This is a genomic window from Streptomyces sp. NPDC001599 (assembly GCF_042893535.1).
Taxonomy (GTDB): Bacteria; Actinomycetota; Actinomycetes; order Streptomycetales; family Streptomycetaceae; genus Streptomyces.
The window spans coordinates 139,655-163,339 of the sequence record NZ_JBIAVA010000009.1 but is presented as its reverse complement, the minus strand read 5'-3'; the positions used below and the strand labels follow the sequence as shown (position 1 = coordinate 163,339).

General features: G+C 72.0%; 24 protein-coding genes and 1 riboswitch. Of the genes, 11 read left to right on the top strand and 13 right to left on the bottom strand.

The genetic code is table 11. From position 1 onward, the window contains the following. Positions 1-2 precede the first annotated feature (2 nt). Positions 3-761 (bottom strand): LytR/AlgR family response regulator transcription factor, encoded by a 759-nt coding sequence (locus ACFYZ3_RS23455; RefSeq protein ID WP_388520983.1) that lies wholly within the window; start codon positions 759-761, stop codon positions 3-5. Between the two features lie 77 nt (positions 762-838). On the opposite strand from ACFYZ3_RS23455, the gene ACFYZ3_RS23450 reads away from it, so the two are divergent. From ACFYZ3_RS23450 to rocD, 3 genes are all read left to right on the top strand, one after another. Continuing rightward, positions 839-1,342, top strand: a complete 504-nt coding sequence (locus ACFYZ3_RS23450; RefSeq protein ID WP_388520980.1) for an Lrp/AsnC family transcriptional regulator — start codon at positions 839-841, stop codon at positions 1,340-1,342. 125 nt (positions 1,343-1,467) lie between these two features. Then, the gene (ddaH, locus tag ACFYZ3_RS23445) at positions 1,468-2,307 is read left to right on the top strand and encodes a dimethylargininase (RefSeq protein ID WP_388520977.1); all 840 of its coding nucleotides are present in this window, start codon (positions 1,468-1,470) and stop codon (positions 2,305-2,307) included. Then, positions 2,304-3,527 (top strand): ornithine--oxo-acid transaminase, encoded by a 1,224-nt coding sequence (rocD, locus tag ACFYZ3_RS23440; RefSeq protein WP_388520975.1) that lies wholly within the window; start codon positions 2,304-2,306, stop codon positions 3,525-3,527. The genes ddaH and rocD overlap by 4 nt, the downstream gene beginning before the upstream one ends. Before the next feature lie 15 nt (positions 3,528-3,542). On the opposite strand, the gene ACFYZ3_RS23435 is transcribed toward rocD, so the two are convergent. Beyond that, positions 3,543-4,001 (bottom strand): RpiB/LacA/LacB family sugar-phosphate isomerase, encoded by a 459-nt coding sequence (locus tag ACFYZ3_RS23435; RefSeq protein WP_388520973.1) that lies wholly within the window; start codon positions 3,999-4,001, stop codon positions 3,543-3,545. A 141-nt stretch (positions 4,002-4,142) separates the two neighbouring features. Between ACFYZ3_RS23435 and ACFYZ3_RS23430 the strand changes: the two genes are divergently transcribed. Beyond that, positions 4,143-5,657: an MFS transporter gene (locus ACFYZ3_RS23430; protein WP_388520971.1), complete on the top strand. Its 1,515-nt coding sequence runs from the start codon at positions 4,143-4,145 to the stop codon at positions 5,655-5,657. Positions 5,658-5,756: 99 nt separating this feature from the next. Here the strand turns inward: ACFYZ3_RS23430 and ACFYZ3_RS23425 are convergent, their stop codons facing one another. Both ACFYZ3_RS23425 and ACFYZ3_RS23420 read right to left on the bottom strand, forming a co-directional pair. After that, positions 5,757-8,957 carry a M28 family peptidase gene (locus tag ACFYZ3_RS23425; protein WP_388520969.1) on the bottom strand — a complete coding sequence of 1,067 codons (3,201 nt, stop codon included), beginning with the start codon at positions 8,955-8,957 and terminating at the stop codon, positions 5,757-5,759. Between the two features lie 274 nt (positions 8,958-9,231). Next, positions 9,232-10,710, bottom strand: a complete 1,479-nt coding sequence (locus ACFYZ3_RS23420; protein WP_388520967.1) for a helix-turn-helix domain-containing protein — start codon at positions 10,708-10,710, stop codon at positions 9,232-9,234. Between the two features lie 215 nt (positions 10,711-10,925). Between ACFYZ3_RS23420 and ACFYZ3_RS23415 the strand changes: the two genes are divergently transcribed. Together ACFYZ3_RS23415 and ACFYZ3_RS23410 are read left to right on the top strand one after the other, a co-directional pair. Continuing rightward, positions 10,926-11,648 (top strand): 1-acyl-sn-glycerol-3-phosphate acyltransferase, encoded by a 723-nt coding sequence (locus tag ACFYZ3_RS23415; protein ID WP_115740920.1) that lies wholly within the window; start codon positions 10,926-10,928, stop codon positions 11,646-11,648. Positions 11,649-11,719: 71 nt separating this feature from the next. After that, positions 11,720-12,745, top strand: coding sequence for an NAD-dependent epimerase/dehydratase family protein (locus ACFYZ3_RS23410; protein ID WP_388520965.1), 1,026 nt, complete (start codon positions 11,720-11,722; stop codon positions 12,743-12,745). A gap of 63 nt (positions 12,746-12,808) precedes the next feature. Here ACFYZ3_RS23410 and ACFYZ3_RS23405 read toward each other — a convergent pair whose 3' ends face one another. The 8 genes from ACFYZ3_RS23405 to ACFYZ3_RS23370 form a co-directional block, all read right to left on the bottom strand. After that, on the bottom strand, positions 12,809-14,422 hold the full coding sequence (locus ACFYZ3_RS23405) for an alpha/beta hydrolase (RefSeq protein ID WP_388520962.1): 1,614 nt from the start codon (positions 14,420-14,422) through the stop codon (positions 12,809-12,811). 152 nt (positions 14,423-14,574) lie between these two features. Next, a complete protein-coding gene (locus tag ACFYZ3_RS23400) occupies positions 14,575-15,339 on the bottom strand; it encodes an urease accessory protein UreD (protein ID WP_388520959.1) in 765 nt (254 codons plus the stop codon). Next, positions 15,336-16,013 carry an urease accessory protein UreG gene (ureG, locus tag ACFYZ3_RS23395; RefSeq protein ID WP_388520956.1) on the bottom strand — a complete coding sequence of 226 codons (678 nt, stop codon included), beginning with the start codon at positions 16,011-16,013 and terminating at the stop codon, positions 15,336-15,338. Before ureG ends, ACFYZ3_RS23400 begins: the two co-directional genes overlap by 4 nt. Positions 16,014-16,179: 166 nt before the next feature. Next, positions 16,180-16,854: an urease accessory protein UreF gene (locus ACFYZ3_RS23390; protein ID WP_388520953.1), complete on the bottom strand. Its 675-nt coding sequence runs from the start codon at positions 16,852-16,854 to the stop codon at positions 16,180-16,182. An 8-nt stretch (positions 16,855-16,862) separates the two neighbouring features. After that, the gene (locus tag ACFYZ3_RS23385; RefSeq protein ID WP_388520950.1) at positions 16,863-18,584 is read right to left on the bottom strand and encodes an urease subunit alpha; all 1,722 of its coding nucleotides are present in this window, start codon (positions 18,582-18,584) and stop codon (positions 16,863-16,865) included. Beyond that, positions 18,577-18,888, bottom strand: coding sequence for an urease subunit beta (locus ACFYZ3_RS23380; protein WP_388520948.1), 312 nt, complete (start codon positions 18,886-18,888; stop codon positions 18,577-18,579). Before ACFYZ3_RS23380 ends, ACFYZ3_RS23385 begins: the two co-directional genes overlap by 8 nt. Before the next feature lie 13 nt (positions 18,889-18,901). Beyond that, positions 18,902-19,204: an urease subunit gamma gene (locus ACFYZ3_RS23375; protein WP_388520945.1), complete on the bottom strand. Its 303-nt coding sequence runs from the start codon at positions 19,202-19,204 to the stop codon at positions 18,902-18,904. 250 nt (positions 19,205-19,454) lie between these two features. Continuing rightward, positions 19,455-19,739 carry a type II toxin-antitoxin system Phd/YefM family antitoxin gene (locus tag ACFYZ3_RS23370; protein WP_388520942.1) on the bottom strand — a complete coding sequence of 95 codons (285 nt, stop codon included), beginning with the start codon at positions 19,737-19,739 and terminating at the stop codon, positions 19,455-19,457. Positions 19,740-19,865: 126 nt separating this feature from the next. On the opposite strand from ACFYZ3_RS23370, the gene ACFYZ3_RS23365 reads away from it, so the two are divergent. The 3 genes from ACFYZ3_RS23365 to ACFYZ3_RS23355 all read left to right on the top strand — a co-directional run bounded on the left by ACFYZ3_RS23365 (position 19,866) and on the right by ACFYZ3_RS23355 (position 21,845). Then, positions 19,866-20,501: an ATP-dependent Clp protease proteolytic subunit gene (locus ACFYZ3_RS23365; protein ID WP_388520939.1), complete on the top strand. Its 636-nt coding sequence runs from the start codon at positions 19,866-19,868 to the stop codon at positions 20,499-20,501. A 7-nt stretch (positions 20,502-20,508) separates the two neighbouring features. Further along, on the top strand, positions 20,509-20,814 hold the full coding sequence (locus tag ACFYZ3_RS23360; RefSeq protein ID WP_388520936.1) for a hypothetical protein: 306 nt from the start codon (positions 20,509-20,511) through the stop codon (positions 20,812-20,814). Positions 20,815-21,226: 412 nt separating this feature from the next. After that, a riboswitch (cyclic di-AMP (ydaO/yuaA leader) is annotated at positions 21,227-21,368 on the top strand. A 3-nt stretch (positions 21,369-21,371) separates the two neighbouring features. Beyond that, positions 21,372-21,845: a C40 family peptidase gene (locus tag ACFYZ3_RS23355; RefSeq protein ID WP_356868080.1), complete on the top strand. Its 474-nt coding sequence runs from the start codon at positions 21,372-21,374 to the stop codon at positions 21,843-21,845. On the opposite strand, the gene ACFYZ3_RS23350 is transcribed toward ACFYZ3_RS23355, so the two are convergent. Further along, positions 21,816-22,328 carry an ATP-binding protein gene (locus tag ACFYZ3_RS23350; protein ID WP_388520933.1) on the bottom strand — a complete coding sequence of 171 codons (513 nt, stop codon included), beginning with the start codon at positions 22,326-22,328 and terminating at the stop codon, positions 21,816-21,818. The two genes, ACFYZ3_RS23355 and ACFYZ3_RS23350, sit on opposite strands and share 30 nt — an antisense overlap. 215 nt (positions 22,329-22,543) lie before the next feature. Here ACFYZ3_RS23350 and ACFYZ3_RS23345 point away from each other — a divergent pair, with 215 nt between their 5' ends. After that, on the top strand, positions 22,544-23,404 hold the full coding sequence (locus ACFYZ3_RS23345; RefSeq protein ID WP_361005787.1) for a helix-turn-helix transcriptional regulator: 861 nt from the start codon (positions 22,544-22,546) through the stop codon (positions 23,402-23,404). Positions 23,405-23,425: 21 nt separating this feature from the next. After that, a complete protein-coding gene (locus ACFYZ3_RS23340; RefSeq protein WP_388521507.1) occupies positions 23,426-23,656 on the top strand; it encodes a DUF397 domain-containing protein in 231 nt (76 codons plus the stop codon). Positions 23,657-23,685: the final 29 nt, after the last annotated feature.

Genomic DNA, 23,685 nt, shown 5'->3' with positions numbered 1-23,685 from the left:
GCTCACGGCCTCCGCATGAGCAGGTCCCGCAGCTCCCGGGCGTGGCGCCGACTGACCTGGAGTTCCTCGGTGCCGACCAGGACGCTGACGGAGCCGGCGTCCAGGCGGAGCTCGCCGATGTGGCGCAGGGCGACGAGGTGGCGGCGGTGGATGCGGACGAAGCCGCGCGCCCGCCAGCGTTCCTCCAGAGTGGTCAGGGGGATGCGGACGAGGTGGCTGCCCTTGTCGGTGTGCAGGCGCGCGTAGTCGCCCTGGGCCTCGACGTGGGTGATGTCGTCCACGGGGACGAAGCGGGCGACGCCGCCGAGCTCCACGGTGATGTGGTCGGGGTCGGGTTCGTGCACGGGTATCCGCGGCGAGGGCAGGGTCGCGCCGCGTTGCTCGGCGGCGCGGCGCACGGCCTCGGCCAGCCGCTCCCGGCGCACCGGTTTGAGGACGTAGTCGACGGCGTCCAGGTCGAAGGCCTGGACGGCGAAGTCCTCGTGCGCGGTCACGAACACCACGAGCGGAGGCCGCGCGAACCCGGTCAGGAGCCGGGCGAGGTCCAGTCCGTCGAGGCCCGGCATCTGGATGTCGAGGAAGACCACGTCGATGGCGTCAGGGCCGTCGGGGCCCGACTCCAGCGCGCGGTTGATGCGGCGCAGCGCCTCGGTCGCGTCGCTCGCGCCCTCCGCCGCGCCGATGCGGGGATCGGCGTTCAGCAGGTACACGAGTTCCTCGAGCGTGGGGCGTTCGTCGTCGACAGCCAGGGCGCGCAGCATGAGGCTGGAGTGTAGGAGCAATCCGTACGCCTGCACACGGGCCCGGCGTGGCCGTATCCGCTGGATACAGTGCCCGCATGAGCAGCAGGCCCGTTTCGTTCGACGAACTCGACCGGAAGATCGTCACCGCCCTGATGGAGAACGCCAGGACGTCCTTCGCCGAGATCGGCGCGGAGATCGGACTGTCCTCGACGGCGGTCAAGCGCCGGGTGGACCGGCTGCGCGAGACCGATGTGATCACCGGTTTCACGGCGACGGTGCGGCCCTCCGCGCTGGGGTGGCGCACGGAGGCGTACGTGGAGGTGTACTGCGAGGGGGCCGCGCCGCCGCGGCGGCTCGCGGAGGTGGTGCGGGGCTACCCGGAGATCACCGCGGCGATGACGGTGACCGGCGGCGCGGACGCGCTGCTGCACGTGCGGGCGCGGGACGTGGAGCACTTCGAGGAGGTGCTGGAGCGGATTCGTGCGGAGCCGTTCATCCGGAAGACGATCAGCGTGATGGTGCTGTCCCACCTGATCCCGGACAGTCCGGAGGCAGGGGCGGCCCTGCTCGCCCCAAAGGACGCAGCGGACGTGCGCTGACCACGGGAACAACGCAGCGATCCTGCGGGAACACGCAGCTTTCGTCGCTTGTCGGGCGCGGTCGCCACTTCTTACCGTGGTGTCAACACCCCGTCACACACCGTGAAAAGCGGAGGTACCCCTCTGTGACCGAGTCCCGTGTGCCGCGCCGGCGGCGCTTCGTGGTCTGCGAACCCAGACACTTCGCCGTGCAGTACGCGATCAACCCGTGGATGAGCACCGGCCGACCGGTCGACGTCATCCGCGCCCTCGACCAGTGGCAGGCGCTGGTCGACACCTACCGTGCCCACGGCCACACCGTGGACACGGTCGCGCCGGTCCCCGGCCTGCCCGACATGGTCTTCGCCGCGAACTGCGCGGTCGTGGTCGAGGGCCGGGTCTTCGGCTCCCTCTTCCACGCCCCCGAGCGCCGTCCGGAGTCCGTGCCCTTCGAGGCGTGGTTCAAGACGGAGGGCTTCGAGGTCCATCATCCCGAGTCGGTCTGCGAGGGCGAGGGCGACCTGGTTCCGGCCGGCCGCTGGATCCTGGCCGGCACGGGCTTCCGCACCAGCCCTGCGGCGCACCGCGAGGTGCAGGAGTTCTTCGGCGTGCCGGTGATCTCGCTGACCCTCGTGGACCCGTACTTCTACCACCTGGACACGGCGCTGTTCGTGCTGGAGGAGGGGTCGGACGCGGGCGGCGGGAACATCGCCTACTACCCCGGCGCCTTCTCGCCGGGCAGCCGCGAGGTGCTGGAGCGGCTCTACCCGGACGCGGTGGTCGCCACCCGCGAGGACGCGCTGGCGTTCGGGCTGAACTCGGTGTCCGACGGACGGCACGTGTTCATTGCTCCGGAGGCCGGGGGGCTGGCCGAGCGACTCGACGGTCTCGGCTACGTGCCGGTCCCCGTCGACCTGTCCGAGTTCCACAAGGCCGGTGGCGGCATCAAGTGCTGCACCCAGGAGATCCGGGAGACCCGCTCATGACCGCACCCGCCCGCACCGCCCGCGGCTCCGAGGAACTGATCCGCGCCGAGGAGCCCGTCCTCGCGCACAACTACCACCCGCTGCCCGTCGTGGTGGCCCGCGCGGCGGGTGCCTGGGTCGAGGACGTCGAGGGCCGCCGCTACCTGGACATGCTGGCCGGCTACTCGGCGCTCAACTTCGGCCACCGCCACCCGGCACTGGTCGAGGCCGCCCACCGGCAGCTGGACCGGCTCACGCTCACCTCGCGCGCCTTCCACAACGACCGGCTCGCGGGCTTCGCCGAGCGGCTGGCCGCACTGACCGGCACGGACATGGTGCTGCCCATGAACACCGGCGCGGAGGCGGTGGAGAGCGGCATCAAGGTGGCCCGCAAGTGGGCCTACGACGTCAAGGGCGTCCCGGCCGACCGGGCGACGATCGTGGTCGCGGCGGACAACTTCCACGGCCGTACGACGACGATCGTCAGCTTCTCCACCGACGAGACGGCCCGCTCCGGCTTCGGCCCCTTCGCTCCGGGCTTCCGGATCGTGCCGTACAACGACCTCGCGGCGATGGAGGCGGCGGTCGACGAGACGACGGCGGCCGTCCTGATCGAGCCGATCCAGGGCGAGGCGGGCGTGCTGATCCCGGACGACGGCTACCTGGCCGGGGTGCGGGAGCTGACCAGCCGCAAGGGCTGTCTGTTCGTCGCGGACGAGATCCAGTCCGGCCTGGGCCGCACGGGGCACACCCTGGCCGTCGAGCACGAGGCGGTCGTGCCGGACGTGGTGCTGCTCGGCAAGGCGCTGGGCGGCGGCATCGTCCCCGTGTCGGCGGTGGTCGGCCGGCGTGACGTTCTGGGGGTGCTGCACCCGGGCGAGCACGGTTCGACGTTCGGCGGCAACCCGCTGGCCGCCGCGGTGGGCACGGCGGTGGTGGAGCTGCTGGAGACCGGCGAGTTCCAGCGCCGGGCGGCCGAGCTGGGCACGGTACTGCGCGAGGGGCTGGCCGCCCTGGTCGGCAGGGGCGTCGTCGGCTTCCGGGCGCGGGGCCTGTGGGCGGGCGTCGACGTGGACCCGTCGCTGGGCAGCGGACGCGAGATCAGTGAGCGGCTGATGCGCGAGGGCATCCTGGTCAAGGACACCCACGGCTCCACGATCCGCCTGGCCCCGCCGCTGACCGTGACGGCCGAGGAGCTGACGGGCGCCCTCGGGACGCTGGAGAAGGTCCTGACCTCCTGACCCGCCCCGCGGGGCTCACCGAGCGGCTCGGCGGTCCTCGTCGAGCCGCTCCACGTGTGCGACGTTGTCCCGGTCCTCGGCGTCCTCGCTCGGGCCGCCCGCGAACCAGGCGTCGAGGATCTCGCTCAGCAGCGGCCCGGACGTCAGCCGGAGGCTCAGGGCGAGCACGTTGGCGTCGTTCCAGCGGCGGGCCCCGTCGGCGGTGTACGCGTCGGCGCACAGGGCCGCGCGGACGCCCGGCACCTTGTTGGCGGCGATGGACGCGCCGGTGCCGGTCCAGCAGCACACGACGGCCTGGTCGGCCCGTCCGTCGGCGACCTCGCGCGCCGCCCGCTCCGAACAGGCGGCCCACCGCGGGTCCGCCCCGGGGCTGAGCGCGCCGTACGCGCGCACCTCGTGGCCGCGTGCGCGCAGTTCCTCGACGAGGAGCCTGGCCACGGGTTCGTCCATGTCGGAGGAGACGGAGATACGCATGTGCGAAGCGTACTCACCGGCCGCTCACCTCATCGGCCCAGTCACATGACCGAAGTCACGACCATACCCAGCATGATCGGGGGAACGGGTACGACCTGAGAGACGTACGACCGAGCAGCGCTCCGACCGGAGTGTCTGCGCGTGGAAAGGGAGGCCGCCACGTCCCCCACCGAGAACGGACCGGAGACCGACGCCGCGGCGGTGCGCCGCCACCCCGCCCTCTTCCGGGCGATCAAGCGCCGGCAGAACCCCCGGCTGCGCCGGTCGGACATCACCGTCACGGACGAGGCCGCGGTCAAGCGAGCCGTCAAGGCGGCCTCTCTCGGCAACGCCATGGAGTGGTTCGACTTCGGCATCTACGCCTATCTGGCGGGCACGATCGGCCGGGTGTTCTTCCCCTCCGGGAGCGACACCGCGCAGCTGCTCTCCTCGTTCGCCACGTTCGCCGTGGCGTTCCTGGTGCGGCCGATCGGCGGCATGGTCTTCGGCCCGATGGGCGACAAGATCGGCCGCAAGAAGGTGCTGGCGCTGACGATGATCCTCATGGCGATCGGCACGGCCGCCATCGGGTTCATCCCCAGCTACGACTCCATCGGCTTCTGGTCGCCGCTGCTGCTGATCCTGTTCCGCCTGCTCCAGGGCTTCTCCACCGGCGGCGAGTACGGCGGCGCGTCCACCTTCATCGCCGAGTACGCGCCGGACAAGCGGCGTGGCTTCTTCGGCAGCTTCCTGGAGCTGGGGACGCTGGCCGGGTACACCGCCGCCGCCAGTCTCGTCACGGCCCTGACCGCGATTCTGGGCAGCGACGGCATGGACTCCTGGGGCTGGCGCGTCCCGTTCCTCGCCGCGCTTCCGCTCGGTCTGATCGGTATCTACCTGCGGCTGCGGCTCGACGACACGCCCGCGTACCTGAAGCTGGAGGACTCCAACGTCCACGTCTCGGAGGCCGCGACGGCCGTGGAGACCACTGCCCGGGGCGACCTCGCCAAGATCTTCCGCACCCACTGGCGGGCGCTGGTGCTGTGCATCGCGCTGGTCGGCGCGTACAACATCACCGACTACATGCTGCTGTCGTACATGCCGACCTACCTGTCGGACGAGCTGGACTACAGCGAGAGCCACGGTCTGATGATCCTGGTGGCGACGATGGTGCTGCTGATGCTGATCATCAACCAGGTCGGCCGGCTGTCCGACCACTTCGGGCGCAAGCCCGTCCTGATGACCGGCATGATCGGGTTCTTCGTGCTGTCCGCACCCGCCTTCGTGCTGGTGCGGGAGGGCAGTCTGCTCGCGGTCTCGGGCGGCATGCTGATGCTCGGCCTGTCGCTGGTCTGCCTGCTGGGCACGATGTCGGCGGCGCTCCCGGCGATGTTCCCGACCAACGTGCGGTACGGGTCCCTGTCGGTCGGCTACAACCTCTCGGCGTCGCTGTTCGGCGGGACCACGCCGCTGGTGATCACCGCGCTGATCAGTGTGACCGGCTCCGAGATGATGCCCGCCTACTACTCGATGGCGGCGGCCCTGATCGGTGTGGTGGCCGTGGCCTGCATGAAGGAGACGGCCCAGAAGCCGCTGGCGGGCTCCCCGCCGTCGGTGCAGACCGAGGAGGAGGCGGCGGAGATGGTGGAGGCGCAGGCCCCGACGCCGAAGTTCTGACGACGCGGTCACGAGCACACGCCGACGGGCGGTGGGGTTCGGTGCGAACCCCACCGCCCGTCGGCGTGTCAGTGCCGGAGCGTTCTTCTCAGCCGCGTGTCACAGGCGCTGCCACAGGGCGGGGACGTTCGGCGGCTCCCAGCCGGGGTAGGCGGTGTGGCCCTGGATGCACCGGTAGCTGACGCCGTCGTAGCTCACCACGTCACCGGCCGCGTAGGTGGCTCCCAGCTGCCAGGTGGTCTCACCGCCGCCGTCGCCGGACACGGTGAGGGTGTACGTGGTGGTGTGGGTGACGGTGCCCGCACCCGTGAAGGTCAGGGTGTAGGTGCCGCCGGCCGTGCCCGCGGCGACCTGGACCGTGGCGGTCGAGGACTGGCCGGAGGTGACGGAGTCCGGGCTGAAGCCCACGCTCACACCGGTCGGCGCGCCGGACGCCGACAGCCGTACGTTCTGGGCGTCGCCGCCGGTCGTGGCGGTGTTCACGGTGACGGACGCGGAGCTGCCCGGGTCGACGGTGCCCGAGGACGGGTTCGCGGAGATCGAGAAGTCGTCCTGCGGGTTCGGTGTGTCCCCGACGGCGGTCTTCCAGACCGTGTACGCGATGCCGTCGGCGCTGCGGTTCAGCGCGGTGGCGCTGATGTTGGCGGTGGTGTCGCAGGCGGAGTGGTAGCACGGGTCGTAGGACCGGCCCGCGGTGCCGCCCCACTTGGCGGCCTCCGTCGACGACTTGATCGCGGAGGCGCCGGTGGCGTAGCCGGAGGTCGGGATGCCGACCTGCTGGAAGGAGTAGTCGTCGGAGCGGCCCTGGCCCTCGACGTTCTCCTGGGGGGCGAGGCCGACGGAGGTCCAGTACTCCCGCATCGGGGCGGAGGCCGAGGAGGTCAGGTTGTTGATGAAGTAGCCGCCGTTGACGGAGGCGACCATGTCGAAGTTGTAGTACGCCTTGATCCGGGAGCGGTCGGTCGTGGAGAGGTTCCGGGCGTAGAAGTCGGAGCCGTTCAGACCCTGCTCCTCGTCGGTCCACCAGGCGAAGCGGACGCGGTTCTCCATGGTCGGGTTCTGCTCGGCCAGGGTCAGCGCCGTCTCGAGGAGCGCGGCGGAACCGGAGCCGTTGTCGTTGATGCCGGGTCCTGCCGAGACGCCGTCGAGGTGGGCGCCGAACATGTAGACGCTGTTCGCGTCGCCCTTCGGCCACTCGGCGATCAGGTTGTTGCCCGCGCCGGCGGAGCAGCCGGAGGTGCAGGTCTGCTCGGTGACCGTGTAGCCGGCCGCCTGGAGCTTGCCCTTCACGTACGCGAGCGAGGCGTCGTACCCGGAGCCGGTGGACCGGCGGTTGCCGCCGTTCTGCGCGGCGATCGAGCCGAACTGCGCCAGGTGGGCCTGCACCTGGGCGACGTCGACGTCGGGCGGCGTGCCGGGGTTGTTGCCGCCGCCGACGGTGAGGGTGTACTGGGCGGTGTGGCTCTTGCTGCCCGCCGTGCCCTTGACCGTGAGCGAGTAGGTTCCGGCGGCGGTGCCTGCCGTGGTGGACACGCGCATCGTCGAGCTGGAGCCGGAGGTGACCGTCGACGGGCTGAAGGAGACGCTGACGCCGGGCGGGGTGCCGGTGGCGGTCAGCGACACCTGCTGGGCGCTGCCGGTGACGGTGGTGGTGTTGACCGTGGCGTTCACCGCGGATCCGGCCTCGACGTTGCCGCTCGCCGGGCTGAGGGCCAGCGAGAAGTCGGTCTCCTGCCGGGTGCAGGTCGGGTCGCCGCCCTGGGCCGGGATGTCGATCGCGTTCCAGGCCGCCCTGGTGGCGTCGAACAGGTCGCAGGAGGCGTCCAGGTTCTTGGCCGCGGTGAGGGTGGCGGAGCGGTACCGCTTGTAGGTCATGCCGCTGGTCTTGAGCAGCATCCCGCCGTAGAAGATCTTTCCGGCGTTCTGGATGCCGATACCGGTCACCCGGCTGCCGTCGCAGGTGGGGCTGGAGGGCTTGCCGCCGCCGGGGTCGGAGCCCTCGGCCAGGAGGTAGAACCAGTGGTTCATGGGTCCGGCGGCCGCGTGCTCCTCGGTCCTCGGGATGGCGGAGGAGTAGCAGTTGGGGTCGTTGTTGACCAGCTGTGGGTTGTACATGTTGCGGATCGGGCCGCGACCCTGGAGGTCGATCTCCTCGCCGACGGTGAAGTCGGGGGTGTCGTACGGGGCCGGCTGGTTCGCGTAGGCCTCGGTCAGGGCGCCCATGATGTCGCCGGTGGCCTCGCCCAGGCCGCTCTCGTGGTTGGCGCCGCCGGGGGTGAAGCTGTCGAGGCCGTGGCCGAACTCGTGGCCCACCACGTCCATGCCGGCGATCCACTTGTTGGCGCTGTTGTGGCCGATGGTGACGCGGGAGCCGTCCCAGTAGGCGTTGAGCTGGTTGAGGCCGACGAGGACCGGCCAGCTGCCGCCGTTGCCGTTGTGGCCGTTGCGTCCGAGCCAGTCGCGGAGCATGTCCGACTCCTTCTGCGCCGCGTACATGACGTCGACGCAGCCGGTCTCCTTGCTGGAGGCGTTGCCGGTGCCCCAGTCGTCGTCCGGGCCGGTGAAGAGGCCGCCGTTGTAGTCCGAGCACTGCAGGCCGGGGCGGGTGGTGTCGCGCAGGGCGTACTGGCTGCCGGAGCGGGAGGTGTCGATGGTCAGCGGGTCGGGGCCGTTCCACTCGCTGTGGCCGGTGCCGGCCTTCACGTCGTCGTAGCTGTCGACGACCTTGCCGGTGCGGGCGTCGACGAAGACGTGCAGCTTGCTCGGCACATGGTCCTTGGTGGTGCCGACGAGCACGGTCTCCCAGGCGAGCGTCTGGACGTCGTCCTTGACGCGGACCACCAGGCGCTTGGAGTCGACCTTGTCGACGTTCGCGAGCCGTTCGCGGCTGGTCTTCACCGCCTGCTCGGCCCTGATCCCGGCCTCGGTGGGTACTGCTATCGCGGCCTCGGTGGCGGACCGGACGGCGCGGACCCTGCCCTTGCCGTCGGCGAGGACGACGGCGTCGCCGCCGACCACCGGCAGGCCGTTGTAGGAGCGCTCGTAGGCGACGGAGAACAGGTTCTTGTCCCAGGGGGTGACCTGGTGGCGGTCGTACTGCTCGTCGGGGCCGCCGGCGACGAGGGCGTCCAGGCCGCTGCGTACGGCCCGGTCGGCCGCGGCGACGGCCCTCTCGACGGGGCTGGGTTCCGCCGCGGAGGGCGCGGACCGCTCCGAGGCCGAGGCGAGGGAGGTCGGTACCACCACCCCTGCGAGTGTCATGGCCAGGACTGTCCCGGCCACCGCGGTCTGTCTGAGCATCGTGGCTCCTTGTGAGAGTGGGGCTCCTTGCGGGCCGGCCCGCGCCACGCCGTGCCGGACGCGCAGCCTGGGGTGCGGAGACGCGTCCGTCGGACGTTCGGGTGTCATTTGCATGTCATGTCGCGGACTGGCGGAACCCTCACACCCCGCCGCACCGGAATCAACGACTCCGCGAGCTTGGTCCAGACCTGTCAAAATCCGGCAAGTCCGTGTGCGCGTCGCAGAGCTGCCGCGTGCCTCGCTGCCCCGTGCGCGTCCGGAGCCCTCCCCCGCCTCACTCCCCCGCGTCCAGCAGCCGCTCCCGGTAGGCCCTGACCTCCGGCAGGTCGGCCCACTGCCCCTCAAGCCTGCTGTGCAGACCGCGCAGTTCGGCGGTGACCATCGACTCGCGCGAGCGCACCGCCTCCGGCAGAACCTCCGAGGCGAGGGCGACGGCGGCGCCGGGATCGCCCGCACACGCCCAGCTGTCCGCCAGCCGCAGGGTGAGCAGCAGCCGGGCACCGCGCATCTGGGGCGGCACCTGTGCGCGCGAGCGTGCGGTGGCGTCGACCGCGCGTCGGGCCGCCGCCCGGTCCCCGGTCGCGACGGCCAGGTCGCGCAGCGCGCCGCCGATCGCCGAGTCCACCCGCATCGCGCCCTCGGCCCCGGCCATCCAGGGCGCTTCCAGGTGGTCCTGCGGACCGAGGCGGGCGAACCCCCGCCGGGCCAGGGAGATGTGCCGACGGCACGCCGCCGGGTCGCCCGCCAGGGCGTGGCCGCGCGCCTGGTAGAGGTCCGAGAGGGTGGCCATCCACCGGCGTCGCGCGTCCGCCGCGCCGATGCCCTGCGCGTACCCGAGCATCAGGGAGGGGTCCCCGTCGAGCCGGACCAGGGTGCACATGTCGCTGAGCAGGGTCGCGCGGGCCGAGGCGTCCTGGACCGCGTCCGCCCAGCGCAGTCCGTGGCCGAACCAGGCCATGGCCACGCCGATCTGCCCGCGCTCCATCCGCAGCCGGCCGGCGACCTGGGCGTACTGCGCGCCGAGCCGCAACTGCCCGTACGGCAGCCGCCCGGCGGCGTTGACCTCGCCCGCCCAGCGCGCCAGGGCCCGCAGCAGCCCTTCGACGGCCGTCACGCGGCCCTCGTACCGGAACGCCTCCCGGATCAGGCAGGCCAGTACCGCGGTGAGGCCGTGCAGCAACTCCGCCTCGGCGACCGCCGCTCCGGTGCCGGTGCCCCACGACGGGGCCGGACCGCCCGCCGCAACCGGCCCGTCGAGCAGCGCCGGCAACTCACCGGGATCGGGCACCGCGCACCCCGCGGTGCCGTGCAGCGGGCAGGCCAGCCCCTCGGCGGGCAGCCGCGCGGGCCACATCCGGGGATCCGGCGCCCCCTGCCCCGCGGGGGCGTCCGCGCCGGGCAGCGGCGCGAACAGCGCCGGGTCGGCCGGGAAGCGGCCCGGTCTCCGCGGCACCTCGCGCGGCGCGGCGACGGTCGCGGCCAGCTCGCCGCCCGTCTCCAGCACCGCGTCGAGTCTTCGCACCAGCCCCACGGGCGGTTCGCGCAGGCCCGCCTCCAGTTTGCTCACGGCGGAGTGGTGGTAGCCCACGCGCAGGCCGAGTTGCAGCTGGGTGAGCCCGGCCGCCCTGCGCAGGGAGCGCAACTGCCGCCCGAACTCGGCCCACGGAGCCCCGGCCGCCCCCGCCGGTCCTGCCGCCCCCGCCGGTCCTGCCGCCCGTGCAGGTCCGGCCGCCCGTGCCGATCCACCGGTCATCCGTCCTCCCCCGGTCGCGACCCCGCCGCGGGCCGTGCGCCGCCCGGGCTTCGCGCCTCCACTACCGGACAGCACAGAGGAGGGGCGGTGCCGCGTCAATCGAGTTGACCGAAGAGCGGCCGAACCGGTCCCGGCCGGTTTCGGCGAGGTCGGGCTACGATCGATCACCGGCCGCGGACGACCGGCCGGGAGCCCGGAGAACTGGGAGACACACCGTGTTCTACTACGTGCTCAAGTACGTACTGCTGGGCCCGCTGCTGAGGGTCGTCTTCCGCCCCCGGATCGAGGGGCTCGACCATGTGCCGGGGTCGGGAGCCGCCATCGTCGCCGGCAACCACCTCTCCTTCTCGGACCACTTCCTCATGCCCGCGGTGCTCAAGCGCCGCATCACCTTCCTGGCCAAGGCCGAGTACTTCACCGGGCCGGGCCTCAAGGGCAGGCTGACCGCGTTCTTCTTCCGCAGCGCGGGGCAGATCCCCGTGGACCGCTCGGGCAAGGAGGCGGGGCAGGCCGCGATCCGCGAGGGGCTCGGCGTGCTGGGCAGGGGCGAGCTGCTCGGCATCTATCCGGAGGGCACCCGCTCGCACGACGGCCGGCTGTACAAGGGCAAGGTCGGTGTCGCGGTGATGGCGCTCAGGGCCGGTGTGCCGGTCGTGCCCTGCGCGATGATCGGCACCTTCGAGGCGCAGCCGCCGGGCCGGAAGATCCCGAAGCTGCACCCGGTGGTCATCCGCTTCGGCGAACCCCTCGACTTCTCCCGCTACGCGGGCATGGAGGGCGAGAAGGCCGTGCTGCGCGCCGTCACCGACGAGATCGTCTACGCGATCCTGTCCCTGTCCGGTCAGGAGTACGTCGACCGGTACGCGGCGGACGTGAAGGCCGAGGAGGCCCAGAAGGCGGCGCAGGGCCGGAAGTTCCCCCGGCTGCCGCACCGCTAGCCGGCACGCCCCCCGTCTGCCGTCGGCAGAAGGGCGTGCTCGGCGGGGGGCCTGGCGCCTACCGTCGCCGTATGACACGTGCAGTGGTGATCGGGGCGACGGGACAGATCGGGCGGGCGGCGGTCGACGCGCTGGCCCGGGACGGCTGGGAGGTGACGGCCGTCTCGCGGGGCGGCGACCGGGACGCGCGGTGGCCCGAGGACGTACGGGTGGCCCGCGCCGACCGGGAGAACGACGCGGCGCTGTCGGCGGCGGTGGGCGAGGGCTGCGACGTCCTGGTGGACATGGTGGCCTACGGGGAGCGGGAGGCGCGGCAGTTGGTCTCGCTCGCCGGGCGGGTCGGCTCGGCGGTGGTGATCTCCAGCGTCTCGGTCTACGAGGACGACAGGGGCCGCAACTTCGACACCCAGGCCGAGCCCGACGGCTTCCCCGCGTACCCGGTGCCGATCACGGAGGCGCAGCGCACCGTCGGCCCGGGCGACGGCTCGTACAGCACCGGCAAGGCGGCGCTGGAGCGGGAACTCCTCGCGGCGGGCGACCGGTTGCCGGTGACACTGCTGCGGGCGGGCGCGATCCACGGCCCGTACTGCCGGACTCCGCGCGAGCTGTACTTCGTCAAGCGCAACCTCGACGGCAGGCGCCGACGCGTGCTCGCGTACGGCGGTTCGAGCCGCTTCCACCCGGCGGGCGTGCGCAACATCGCCGAGCTGGTCCGGCTGGCCGCCCCGCGACCGGGCACGCGCGTCCTGAACGCGGTGGACCCGGACGCCCCGACGGTGGCGGAGATCGCGGCGGCCATCGACGCGGTGATGGGCGTCGAGACCGAGGACGTCCTGCTGGACGGCCCGCCGGTGAACGGCGTGGGCGACACCCCGTGGACGGTGCCCGCGCCGGTGGTGTGCGACATGGCCGCGGCCCGGGAGCAGCTGGGCTATCGCCCGGTGGCCGGGTACGCCGACGCCCTGCCGGAGACGGTGGCCTTCATCGAGGAGCGGCTGGCCGGGCGGGACTGGCGGGAGGCCTACCCGAAGATGTTCAAGGCGTACGGCGACCTCTTCGACTACGCGGCGGAGGACGCCTGGGCCGACGGGCGGTAGCGACACGGGGAGGGGGCGACCGGTCGGACCGGCCGCCCCCTCCCTTCGTGTCCGCCCGTCGGGTTACGGCTTGGGCGTGGCGTGCGGCGCGCAGGTCACGTCGCGGGCGTCCACCTTGCCGGTGAGCAGGTAGGTGTCCACGCGGTCGTTGATGCACGGGTTGACCAGTCCGGTGACGCCGTGCGAGCCGGCGTCCCGCTCGGTGATGAGCCGGGATCCCTTGAACCGCTGGTGCAGTTCGACGGCGCCCTCGTACGGGGTGGCGGCGTCACGCTCGGACTGGACGATCAGCACCGGCGGAAGCCCCTTGCCGGTCTTCACGTTCAGCGGGGTCTGCTGCTTGACCGGCCAGGTGGCGCAGGGCAGGTTCATCCAGGCGTTGGCCCAGGTCATGAACGGGTGGTCGCGGTGGAGCCGGGTGTTGTCCCGGTCCCAGGTGCGCCAGTTGGTGGGCCACTTGGCGTCGGTGCACTCGACGGCCGTGTAGACGGCGTTGCCGTTCTCCGCGGAGGCGTTGCCCGCGGTGTCGGACGGGTCGGGTGCGGCGGCGTCGACCAGCGCCTGGGTGTCACCGGCGACGTACTTGCTGAAGATCTCCGCGGTCGGCGCCCAGGCGGAGTCGTAGTACGGGGCGCTCTGGAAGAAGGAGATCAGCTCGGCCGGTCCGACGACGCCGCCCAGCGGCTCCTTCGCGGCCCTGGCGCGCAGCTTCAGCCACTGGTCCTGGACCTCGGCGCGGGTGTCGCCGAGGTGGTAGGCGGCGTCGTTGGCGGCGACCCAGTCCTGCCAGTCCTTCCAGCGGCCCTCGAAGGCGACGTCCTGGTCCAGGTTGGCCTGGTACCAGATCTTGTCGCGGGACGGGTTGACGACGCTGTCGACGACCATGCGGCGGACGTGGTCCGGGAAGAGGGTGCCGTAGACGGCGCCGAGGTAGGTGCCGTAGGAGACGCCGAGGTAGTTGAGCTTCTTCTCGCCGAGGGCGGCGCGGATGACGTCGAGGTCGCGCGCGGTGTTCGGCGTGGTCATGTGCGGGAGCATCTCGCCGCTGCGCTCGAAGCAGCCCTCGGCGTACTCGCGGGCCAGCTTGCGCTGGGCGCGCTTGTCGGCCTCGGAGCCGGGCACGGGGTCGGCCTTGGGCGCCTTGACGAACTCCTGCGGGTCGACGCAGGAGATGGGCGCGGAGTGGCCGACGCCGCGCGGGTCGAAGCCGACGAAGTCGTAGGCCTTGGCCGTGTTGGCCCACACCGCGCTCTTGCTGGTGACGCGGGCGGGGAAGCGCAGGCCGGAGCCGCCGGGGCCGCCGGGGTTGTAGAGGAGCGCGCCCTGGCGCTCGCTCCTGGTGCCGGTGTTGCCGATGCGGTCGACGGCGAGCTTGATCTGCTTGCCGTACGGCTTGGCGTAGTCCATCGGCACCGTGACGTAGCCGCACTGGATGGGCTTGGGCAGGTTCCAGTCGGCGGCGCAGTCCTCCCAGTCGATGCCCGCCCGGGCGGCGCGGGCGGCGGCGATGGCGGCACCGCGCGCCTCCCGGTCCCAGCCCCGCCCGTGCCCGTGGCCGTCGGCCGGGGTGGCGCTCGCGGCGGGTGCCGAGACGGCGCCGGCTATCAGCGTGGCGGTGACCAGCGCTCCGGCCGTGCCGAACGCGGTCGCCCTCCGCCGTATGCTGCTCTTCCTCAAGTGGCCCTCCCCGTACGTGTTCGCGACAAGTACGGGGATCCTCGCCGCTGTGGGTTTCCTGAGAACAGGGCCAGTTCTACTTCTTTGCCAATCCGATAAACGGAGAAGGGCGTTCGATCGGCGGAGCCGTCGGCCGGCCCGTCGGCGCAGACTCAGTCCAGCGAGGCCAGCGCCCCGTCCAGCAGCGCCCGCAGCCGGAGCGCGTCCGGCGCCACGGCGGTCACCAGCGCCGCGGGCCCCGCGAGCGGCATGACGGCCGCGCCCTCCTCGAACACGCGCGCCGCCGGCGGCTCGGCGGCGAAGCCGGGCCGGACGACGACCAGCTGGCCGACCGCACGGTGCCCCGCCAGCCCGGCCGGTCCGTCCCAGCCGCCCGGCGCACCGGGCCCGCACGCCATCTCCTGGTCGAGGACGCACCGCCCGTCGATCCGCAGGGCGAGACGGCTGGTCAGGCGCCCCGGTTCCTCTCCGGCCCGCCCGAGCACCTGCTCCTCGCGCAGCAGCAGCCGCGCCCCCGCCGCGAGGTCGACGGACGTGGTGACGGTGAGATCGCTGCCGCCCGCGGAGATCAACTGCTCCGGGAGCCAGTGCAGTTCCGCGTCCTCGTCGACGGTGAGCCGGACGTCGTAGCGGGCCCCGGCCTTGTCCTGCCCCGGCAGGGCGAGGGTGGCGGCCGCCGAGCCGACCCGCAACCGGGCGCCGTCCGCGGCGTGGACCCCGACCTCGAAGTGGTCGCCGCCGAGCGGTCCGCTCATCGCGCCGACCAGCATCACCCGGGCCTCGGCCCCGCTCCCCCGGGTCCGCCGCACGGCGAGGGGGCCCTCGCCCTCCAGGACGGGCAGCACGGTGCCTCCGCGCCCGTCACCGCGGGCGAGGACGCGGGCGCTGGCCCGGACACCGCCCGTGGCGGTGGTCACGCGGTCCACGCGGCGATCCGCTCCCGCACCCAGTCGGCGACCGCCCGCACCCCGTCCTCGCCGCGCAGCGACTGCAGGACGACGGGCAGTTCACCGCGCACCGCCTTGGCGTCGGCGGCCATGCGCGCGAGGTCGGAGCCCACGTACGGCGCGAGGTCGGTCTTGTTGACGATGAGCAGGTCGGCGGTGGCGACTCCGGGCCCGCCCTTGCGCGGGATGTCGTCGCCGCCCGCCACGTCGATCACGAACACCTGCGCGTCGACGAGTCCCCTGGAGAAGGTGGCGGTGAGATTGTCCCCACCGGACTCCACGAGGATCAGGTCGAGCGGACCGACCTCGTCCTCCAGGTCCTCGACGGCCTCCAGGTTGGCGGAGATGTCGTCCCGGATCGCGGTGTGCGGGCAGGCGCCGGTCTCCACGGCAGTGATCCGCTCGGGCGGCAGCACCGCCTCGCGGAGCAGGAACTCGGCGTCCTCCCGGGTGTAGATGTCGTTGGTCACCACGGCGAGGGACAGTTCCTCCCGCAACGCCCGGCACAGCGCGGCGACAGTGGCGGTCTTCCCCGACCCGACGGGCCCACCGAGCCCGATCCGCAGCGCGCGACGAGTCCCGTCGGGGCGCCGGGCGTCGGCGGAGACGGCGGCGGGAGATTCGAGGTGATGATCGAGATGCACGAAACAGCTCCTATGAAAACTGGGATCGGCCCCCTCAGCCCGTCCGGCGCTTGCGGACGAGGCCGTTCAGGCCGAAGGGGGGGCCAGGAGGCACAGCCCCCTGGCGGGGTCGAAGGGGCACAGCCCCTGGGTTCGGGACGGGAAGGGGCGGCGGGGGCGAACCCACCTAGGAGGCGAACAACCGCACAGCCCAGGCGGCATGCGCCTCCGCCCCGATCTCCAGCAAGGGCGCCGACCGCGCGGGCAGCACGCCAACCCCTTCGGCCATCACCCGCTCCGCCACCTCCACGGCGTCCGCGGCGACCCGGTCGAGCTCACCCGCGAGCCGCGCCAGCACCCCCGTCGCGTCGAACGGATCGAGACCGAGCAGCCGCACGACGGCCGTCGCGGGTCCGCTCACCCCCTCGTAGAGGGAGCAGTACGCCGCGTCGAGCGCGCCGAGCCCGGCCGCGCGCGCGGCGAGCCCGAGCACGACGGGCTGATGCGCTCCCTTGGGGAACAGCGAGGCCAGGGCGTCGAGTTCAGGGCTCGGCCAGGTCGCCCGGGCGGCCCGCATCAACTGCCGCCCCAGTCTGCGCGCCACCACCCGCAGAGCGGGCGACGGGGTGCGGGCGTCGGCGGCCCGGTCGAGTGCCCCGGGATCGGCGCCGAGGGCGGAGGCCGCGGCGACGCACGCCGCGACGACCCCGCTCGTGTGCAGGCGCCCCCGGCAGAACGCCTCCAGGCTCGCGGCGTCCGTGATACGTCCCGCCCGGACGGCGGCCTCCGCCCCGCCGGAGTGGGCGTGCCCTCCGGCGGGGAAGCGGCCGTCCGCGAGGACGAGCAGTGCTGCGCGGCTCATCTCCGCGCTCAGAAGAGGAAGTACCGCTGTGCCAGCGGCAGTTCGGCGACGGGAGCGGGTTCGACGAGTTCGCCGTCGATGGTCACCGCGAAGGAGTCCGCGGCGACCTCCACGCGGGGCAGCGCGTCGTTCTGCCGCATGTCGGCCTTGGTCCGGCCACGCGTGGACCGGATGGGCACGAACGCCCGCCCGAGCCCCAGCCGTTCCGCCAGCCCGTCCTCGACGGCCTGCTCGGAGACGAAGTTCACCGAGTTGGTGGCGGGAGCGGTTCCGAGCGCCCCGAACATCGGGCGCGGCAGCACCGGCTGCGGCGTGGGAATGGAGGCGTTGGCATCACCCACCTGCGCGTACGCGATCTGACCGCCCTTGATGACGAGCTGCGGCTTCACGCCGAAGAAGCGGGGGTCCCAGAGCACCAGGTCGGCGAGCTTGCCGGCCTCGACGGAGCCGACCTCGTGCTCGATGCCCTGGGCGACGGCGGGGTTGATGGTGTACTTGGCGACATAGCGACGGGCACGGAGGTTGTCCGCGCGGGTGTCGCCGGGCAGGAGGCCGCGCCTGCGCTTCATCACGTGCGCGGTCTGCCAGGTCCGCAGGATCACCTCGCCGATGCGGCCCATGGCCTGGGCGTCCGACGACATGATCGAGATCGCGCCCATGTCGTGCAGGATGTCCTCGGCCGCGATGGTGCTGGGCCGGATCCGGGACTCGGCGAAGGCGAGGTCCTCGGGGACGGCCGGGTTGAGGTGGTGGCAGACCATCAGCATGTCGAGGTGTTCCTCGACGGTGTTGACGGTGTGCGGCCGGGTCGGATTGGTGGACGCCGGCAGCATGTTGGGCAGCGATACCGCCGTGATCATGTCAGGTGCGTGGCCGCCACCGGCGCCCTCGACGTGGAAGGCGTGCAGGGTGCGGCCCGCGACCGCGTCGAAGGTGTCGCCGACGAAGCCGGCCTCGTTCAGGGTGTCGGAGTGCACGGCGAGCTGGACGCCCGACTCCTCGCACACGTCCAGGCAGGCGGAGATGACGGCGGGGGTCGCGCCCCAGTCCTCGTGGATCTTGAAGCCGAGGACGCCGGCCCGCAGTTGGTCGCGCATGGACTCCTTCGACATGGTGCTGCCCTTGCCGAGGAAGCCGATGTTGACGGGGCTCGACTCCAGGGCGGCGAACATCCACGCGAGGTGCCAGGCGCCGGGCGTGACGGTGGTCGCCTTGCTGCCCTCGGCGGGTCCGGTGCCGCCCCCGATCAGGGTGGTGACGCCGGACGCCAGGGCCTCGTCGACGGCACCCGGCGCGATGAAGTGGACGTGGGTGTCGATGCCGCCCGCGGTGACGATCTTGCCGTTGCCCGCGACGATCTCGGTCTCGGGGCCGATGACCAGGTCGGGGTGGACGCCGTCCATGGTGTCCGGGTTGCCGGACTTGCCGATGCCGGTGATGCGGCCGTCGCGGATGCCGATGTCGGCCTTGACGATCCCCCAGTGATCGATGATCAGGGCTCCGGTGATCACGGCGTCGGGGGCGCCCTGGGCGCGGGTGGTGCGCGACTGCCCCATGGACTCGCGCAGCACCTTGCCGCCGCCGAAGACGGCTTCGTCGCCGGAGCGGCCGGGACCGCCGGAGCGGTCCTCCTCGATCTCGACGAAGAGGTCGGTGTCGGCGAGGCGGACACGGTCGCCGGTGGTCGGGCCGAACAGGTCGGCGTAGGCGGTGCGGGACAGTTCAGGCATCGAGGGCACCTCCGGTCGCGCCGCGCAGACCGACGACGACACGGGCGCCCCCGAGGGGGATCAGCCGCACGTCGACGGGGATGCCGGGCTCGAACCGGACGGCGGTGCCGGCGGCGATGTCCAGCCGCCTGCCGTGCGCCGCGGCGCGGTCGAACTCGAGACCGGGGTTGGCCTCGGCGAAGTGGTAGTGGGAACCGACCTGGACGGGCCGGTCGGCGGTGTTGAGCACGGTCAGGCGGATGACTGCGCGGCCTTCGTTGAAGGCGACCGACTCGTCGGCGAAGAGGATCTCTCCGGGGATCACGGCTGTCTCCCCGTCAGATGATCGGTTCGTGGACGGTGACCAGCTTGGTGCCGTCGGGGAAGGTGGCTTCGACCTGCACGTCGTGGATCATCTCGGGGACGCCCTCCATGACCTCGTCGCGCTCGATCAGCTTGCGTCCGGAGGACATGAGTTCGCCGACGCTGCGCCCGTCCCGGGCGCCTTCGAGGACGTGTGCGGTGATCAGCGCGACGACCTCGGGATGATTGAGCTTGACACCTCGTGCGCGGCGCTTCTCCGCCACGTCCGCGGCCACATGGATGAGCAGTCTCTCCTGCTCGTGCGGGGTCAGTTGCATTTACCACCTCACAGGGCATCACGCCAGGACCGGACGGTCCGGCTGCCGCGGCCACCGCGACGGCTCTAGATGTAACACACATGAATGGGCCGGAATGCACCCACCGGTGTCGAAGAAACCGCAGGTGGATCGGGGTGCAGACTAGGGCTAGAGTGTTACGGCCACGTCACCCGGTTTTGACCGATTGATTACCGATGCCGCCGGTGACTTCTCGCATGCCCGCATGCCCGCATCCGGACACCCGGCCGCCCTAGGACGGGTTCGGCCCCCGGTGCTCCGCGGCGATGCCGAAGCGGTGATGCTCGCGGGGTGTCGAGGCGGCGGCCGTGTCGTGGACCGCGGCGACCGAGGTGATCACCTGGGCGTCCGAGGATTCCTGGACCTCCTCCAGCCGCTCGAGATCGGCGGCGGAGACGAGGGCGACGAGGGGCTTGCCGTGCCGCGTCACGACGACGCGCTCCCCGCCGTACACCACCCGGTTGATCAGGTCGGCCAGCTCGGCCCTGGCTTGCGTCACCGGAATCTCGTAGGCCATGACCCCAGCTTACGGTTTCGCCCGAATCCACTCTCAGCAAGCGTACGTCCTGTACATTTTTTACAGAGACAAGCGCAGCCGAAATCGGTTCTGCGAAGTCGGCTCTGCCACGAGGAGGGGTTCGTCATGACCCGGCCGTCCGCCCGCCATGTCCTGCCGGAGTTCACCGAACGCACGAGTGCGGGGGCCCGCACGCTGGACCCGTACTCCAAGCTGCTCCAGGAGCGCATCGTCTTCCTCGGGACACCGGTCGACGAGACCTCCGCGAACGACGTGATGGCGCAGTTCATGTACCTGGAGCACCAGGCGCCGGACCGGGACATCGAGCTCTACGTCAACTCGGCCGGCGGCTCCTTCACCGCCATGACCGCGATCTACGACACGATGCGCTACGTCGCCTGCGACGTGGCCACGACCTGCCTCGGGCAGGCCGGTTCGTCCACCGCGGTGCTGCTGGCGGCGGGCACCCCCGGCAAGCGCGCCGTCCTGCCGGGCGCCCGGGTGGTGCTCCACCAGCCGGCGCTCACCGAACCGGTGCAGGGGCAGGCGAGCGACCTGGCCGTCCAGGCCGGGGAACTGGTCCGCATCCGCGCCCGACTGGAGGAGATCCTCGTACGGCACACCGGCCGCACTCCCCAGCAGGTGACCGCGGACATCGAGCGGGACACGGTCCTGGACGCCCGGCAGGCGCTGGAGTACGGGCTGGCGGACCGGATCGTGCCGGGCCGCAGGACCCCGCCCGCCTCGTTCGGCGCGAGGTGATCCGCCCGTGCTGCCACCCGAGTTGCCCCCGCTGCCCGCACTGACCCGCGCCGAGGCCGAGGTCATCGACCGCTATCTGGACGTCGTCGACCTGCTCGGACGCATCAACCCCGGGCGGGACGGCGACACCTACCGCGGGTTGCGGGCCGCCCAGGCGCTGGTCGGCAAGGCGGCGGCGTTGCGTGACGCGCTGACGCTGATGCACCGGCGGGGCGAGACGGAGGTGCACGCCACCCTGGCCCGGGCGCTGCGCGTGCTCGACGGTGAGCGGCGGACGGCGCGGGTCGGTCTCCCGCCGCCTTCCGAGAGTTGAGGAACCCCGCATCGCTTCCGGGCGCTTCACACCGCGAGGCATCGGCCCGGGCCGAAACGGACCAAACGGCGTACCCCCTTTCGGCGTAGGAACACCTCCGATTCGCGACCGGTCGAAGTTGCGGCACCCGTGCGCTCCGTCCCCGCCGCACACCACTGCACCGCTGGTCCCGGGGCCGTCACCGCGCGCGGCGGCGCCTCGAACAGGAGGGCGTCGACCCGAACGGGCGAGTGGCACGTAACAACACAAAGGGCACGTTCCATTGGGAATTCCCCTCGGGGCGGGACAAGATCCGTGACTGACGACAAGCCCCCGCCGCAGCGGCGGGGCGGTCCGGGCGGACGCCGAGTCCTGCCGCCGTCCGGACGACCGGTCGCAAGGGAAGTGGATCGGCAGGAGTGGAGGACCCGAGCACGACGGGTCGCCGGCACGGCCGCCTCCGCGCGAGGCACCGGTACCGGCGATCCTTGGGGTGAAGCCGCACACCGCGGCCGGGCAACTTCGCCAGCCCGAATCCGACAGGTCATCCTTCACAGGCGGCTGACGAAGGGTTGCGCATGTCCGCGCTCAATCGTGTCCCGTCGCTGATGGCCCGTGCCGGTACGGCCTCGGCTCTCACCCTCGCCGCCGTGGGCGGCTCCGTCGTGGTCCCCGGTGTCGCCTCCGAGGCGGCCGCGGCGAGCCATGCGACGAAAGCCCTCAAGATCGCGGCCTCCAAGAAGGGCGCCCCGTACCGCTGGGGTGCCACCGGCCCTCACCGGTTCGACTGTTCCGGCCTGACGCTGTACTCGTTCAAGAAGGCCGGCAAGAAGCTGCCCCGCACCGCGGCCCAGCAGTACAACAGGACCAGCCGTGTCTCCGTGCGGAACCGCAAGGCAGGAGACCTGGTGTTCTTCCACTCCGGCAGCAGCGTCTACCACGTCGGCATCTACGCCGGGAAGGGCAGGATCTGGCACGCGCCGAAGACCGGTGCCGTGGTGCGCCTGGAGAAGATCTGGACCTCAAGCGTCTGGTACGGCCGGGTCAAGTAGCCCGCCCGCGGGGGTGGCGGTGTTCTGTCCCGCCGTCACCCCCGCGGGCGCGACCGGTCCGCCCGGGGGTGTCCAGGGCAGTTCGATGGAGACGGTCTTGCCACCCTCGCGGGTGGGCCTGACTCTCAGCTTGCCGCCGCACTCGGCGGTCAGCCAGCGAATGATCACCATGCCCCGGCCGTTGTCCTGCTGGACGGCGGCGGGCAGACGCTTGGGGAAGCGCGGATGGCTGTCGGTGACGCCGAGGCGCAGCCGCTCGTCGCGGTCGAGGACGAGGTCCACCGTGAAGGTGGGCGACTGCCCGAACGTGTGCTGGACCGCGTTGGTCGCCAGTTCGGAGACGATGAGCCGCACCGTGTCCGACAGGTCGGCGTCGCCCGGCAGTCCCCACTCCGCCAGGGTGCCCACCACGTAGGTCCGCGCGGCGGCCACCGAGGCGGGATCGCTCGGCAGAGTGACGGATGCTTCCAGATGGTCTGCCATGGCGACGCCGTCCCTTTCTCACGGGACCGCGACCCGACACGGAGCGGATGGTTCGAGTACGGTCCCGGACTGGTGCTTCGCCGCCAGACTGCCATCACCGGACCCGTGAAGGGCGGCGATCCACCAAGATATGCATATATCTGTCGCTCGAAGCGGTGAACTCTGCGACGGCAGAGCGTATTTGGGCGACTCATAAGGAGTAAGGGGGATGTCCCATGCAGCACGGTCCCGTGGTGCGCCGCCGGAAGCTGGGCGCGGAACTGCGCGCCCTGCGCACGTCGGCGGGCATCACCAGCGGCGAGGCGGCCCGGCTGGTGGGCTGGCACCAGTCGAAGGTCAGCCGGATCGAGACCGGGACGAGTGGGGCGAAACCGGCCGACGTGCGGTTACTGCTCGACGCCTACGGCGTGGCCGACGAGCAGCTGCGGGGGCTGCTGGTGATGCTGGCGCGCTCCGAGGACGCGGGGGGACGCAACCACTGGTGGCACGCGTACCGCGGGGTGCTGCCACCCACGTACCGCGACTTCATCAGCCTGGAGTCCCAGGCCAGCGCGATGCGCACGCTGGAGACCACGGTGGTGCCCGGCCTGCTCCAGACGCCGGAGTACGCCCGCGCGGTGACGAGCGCCGCCGTGGACGGGATGCCGGCGGAACGGCTGGACACGCTGGTGGAGGTCCGGCTGGCCCGGCAGGACGTGCTGCGGGGCGAGCCGCCCCTGGAGCTGAGCGCGGTCCTGGACGAGGCGGTGCTCCGCCGTGAGGTGGGCGGGCCCGGGGTGATGTCCCGTCAACTGGCCAGGCTGGTCGAGGCGGCGCAGCTCCCCCACGTCCGGCTCCAGGTCCTGCCCTTTGCCGCCGGGGCGCACATCGGTGTCACCGGCCCTTTCGTAATCTTCTCATTTTCGAGCACTTCTGATCTGGACGTGGTTGTTCTCGACCACTTGACGAGTAGCCTGCACCTCGAACGGAAAGAAGACCTAGAGGCCTATACCGAGGCCTTCAACGCCCTTCTGATCCATGCCCTTTCGCCCGAGGACTCGTTGGACTTCATCGCCGCGACCGCGGCAGGCGCGTAAGGAGGCACCATGTCAGGCTCCATGTCCGAACTTCCCCGGAACATCCCTGCCAGCACCGATATGTCCGGTGTCCGGTGGCTGCGCAGCAGCTACAGCACCGGGGCGAACAACTGCGTGGAGACGGCCCGTCCGTCGGCCGGTCCCGTCGCCGGACTGCTCGCCGTGCGCGACTCCAAGAACCCGGCCGGACCCGCCCTGCTCTTCTCCCCCGGGAGCTGGACGGCGTTCACCGCCGGCGTCGGCCGCGGCTGACCTCGCCGGACACCCGACGACGCACGGCC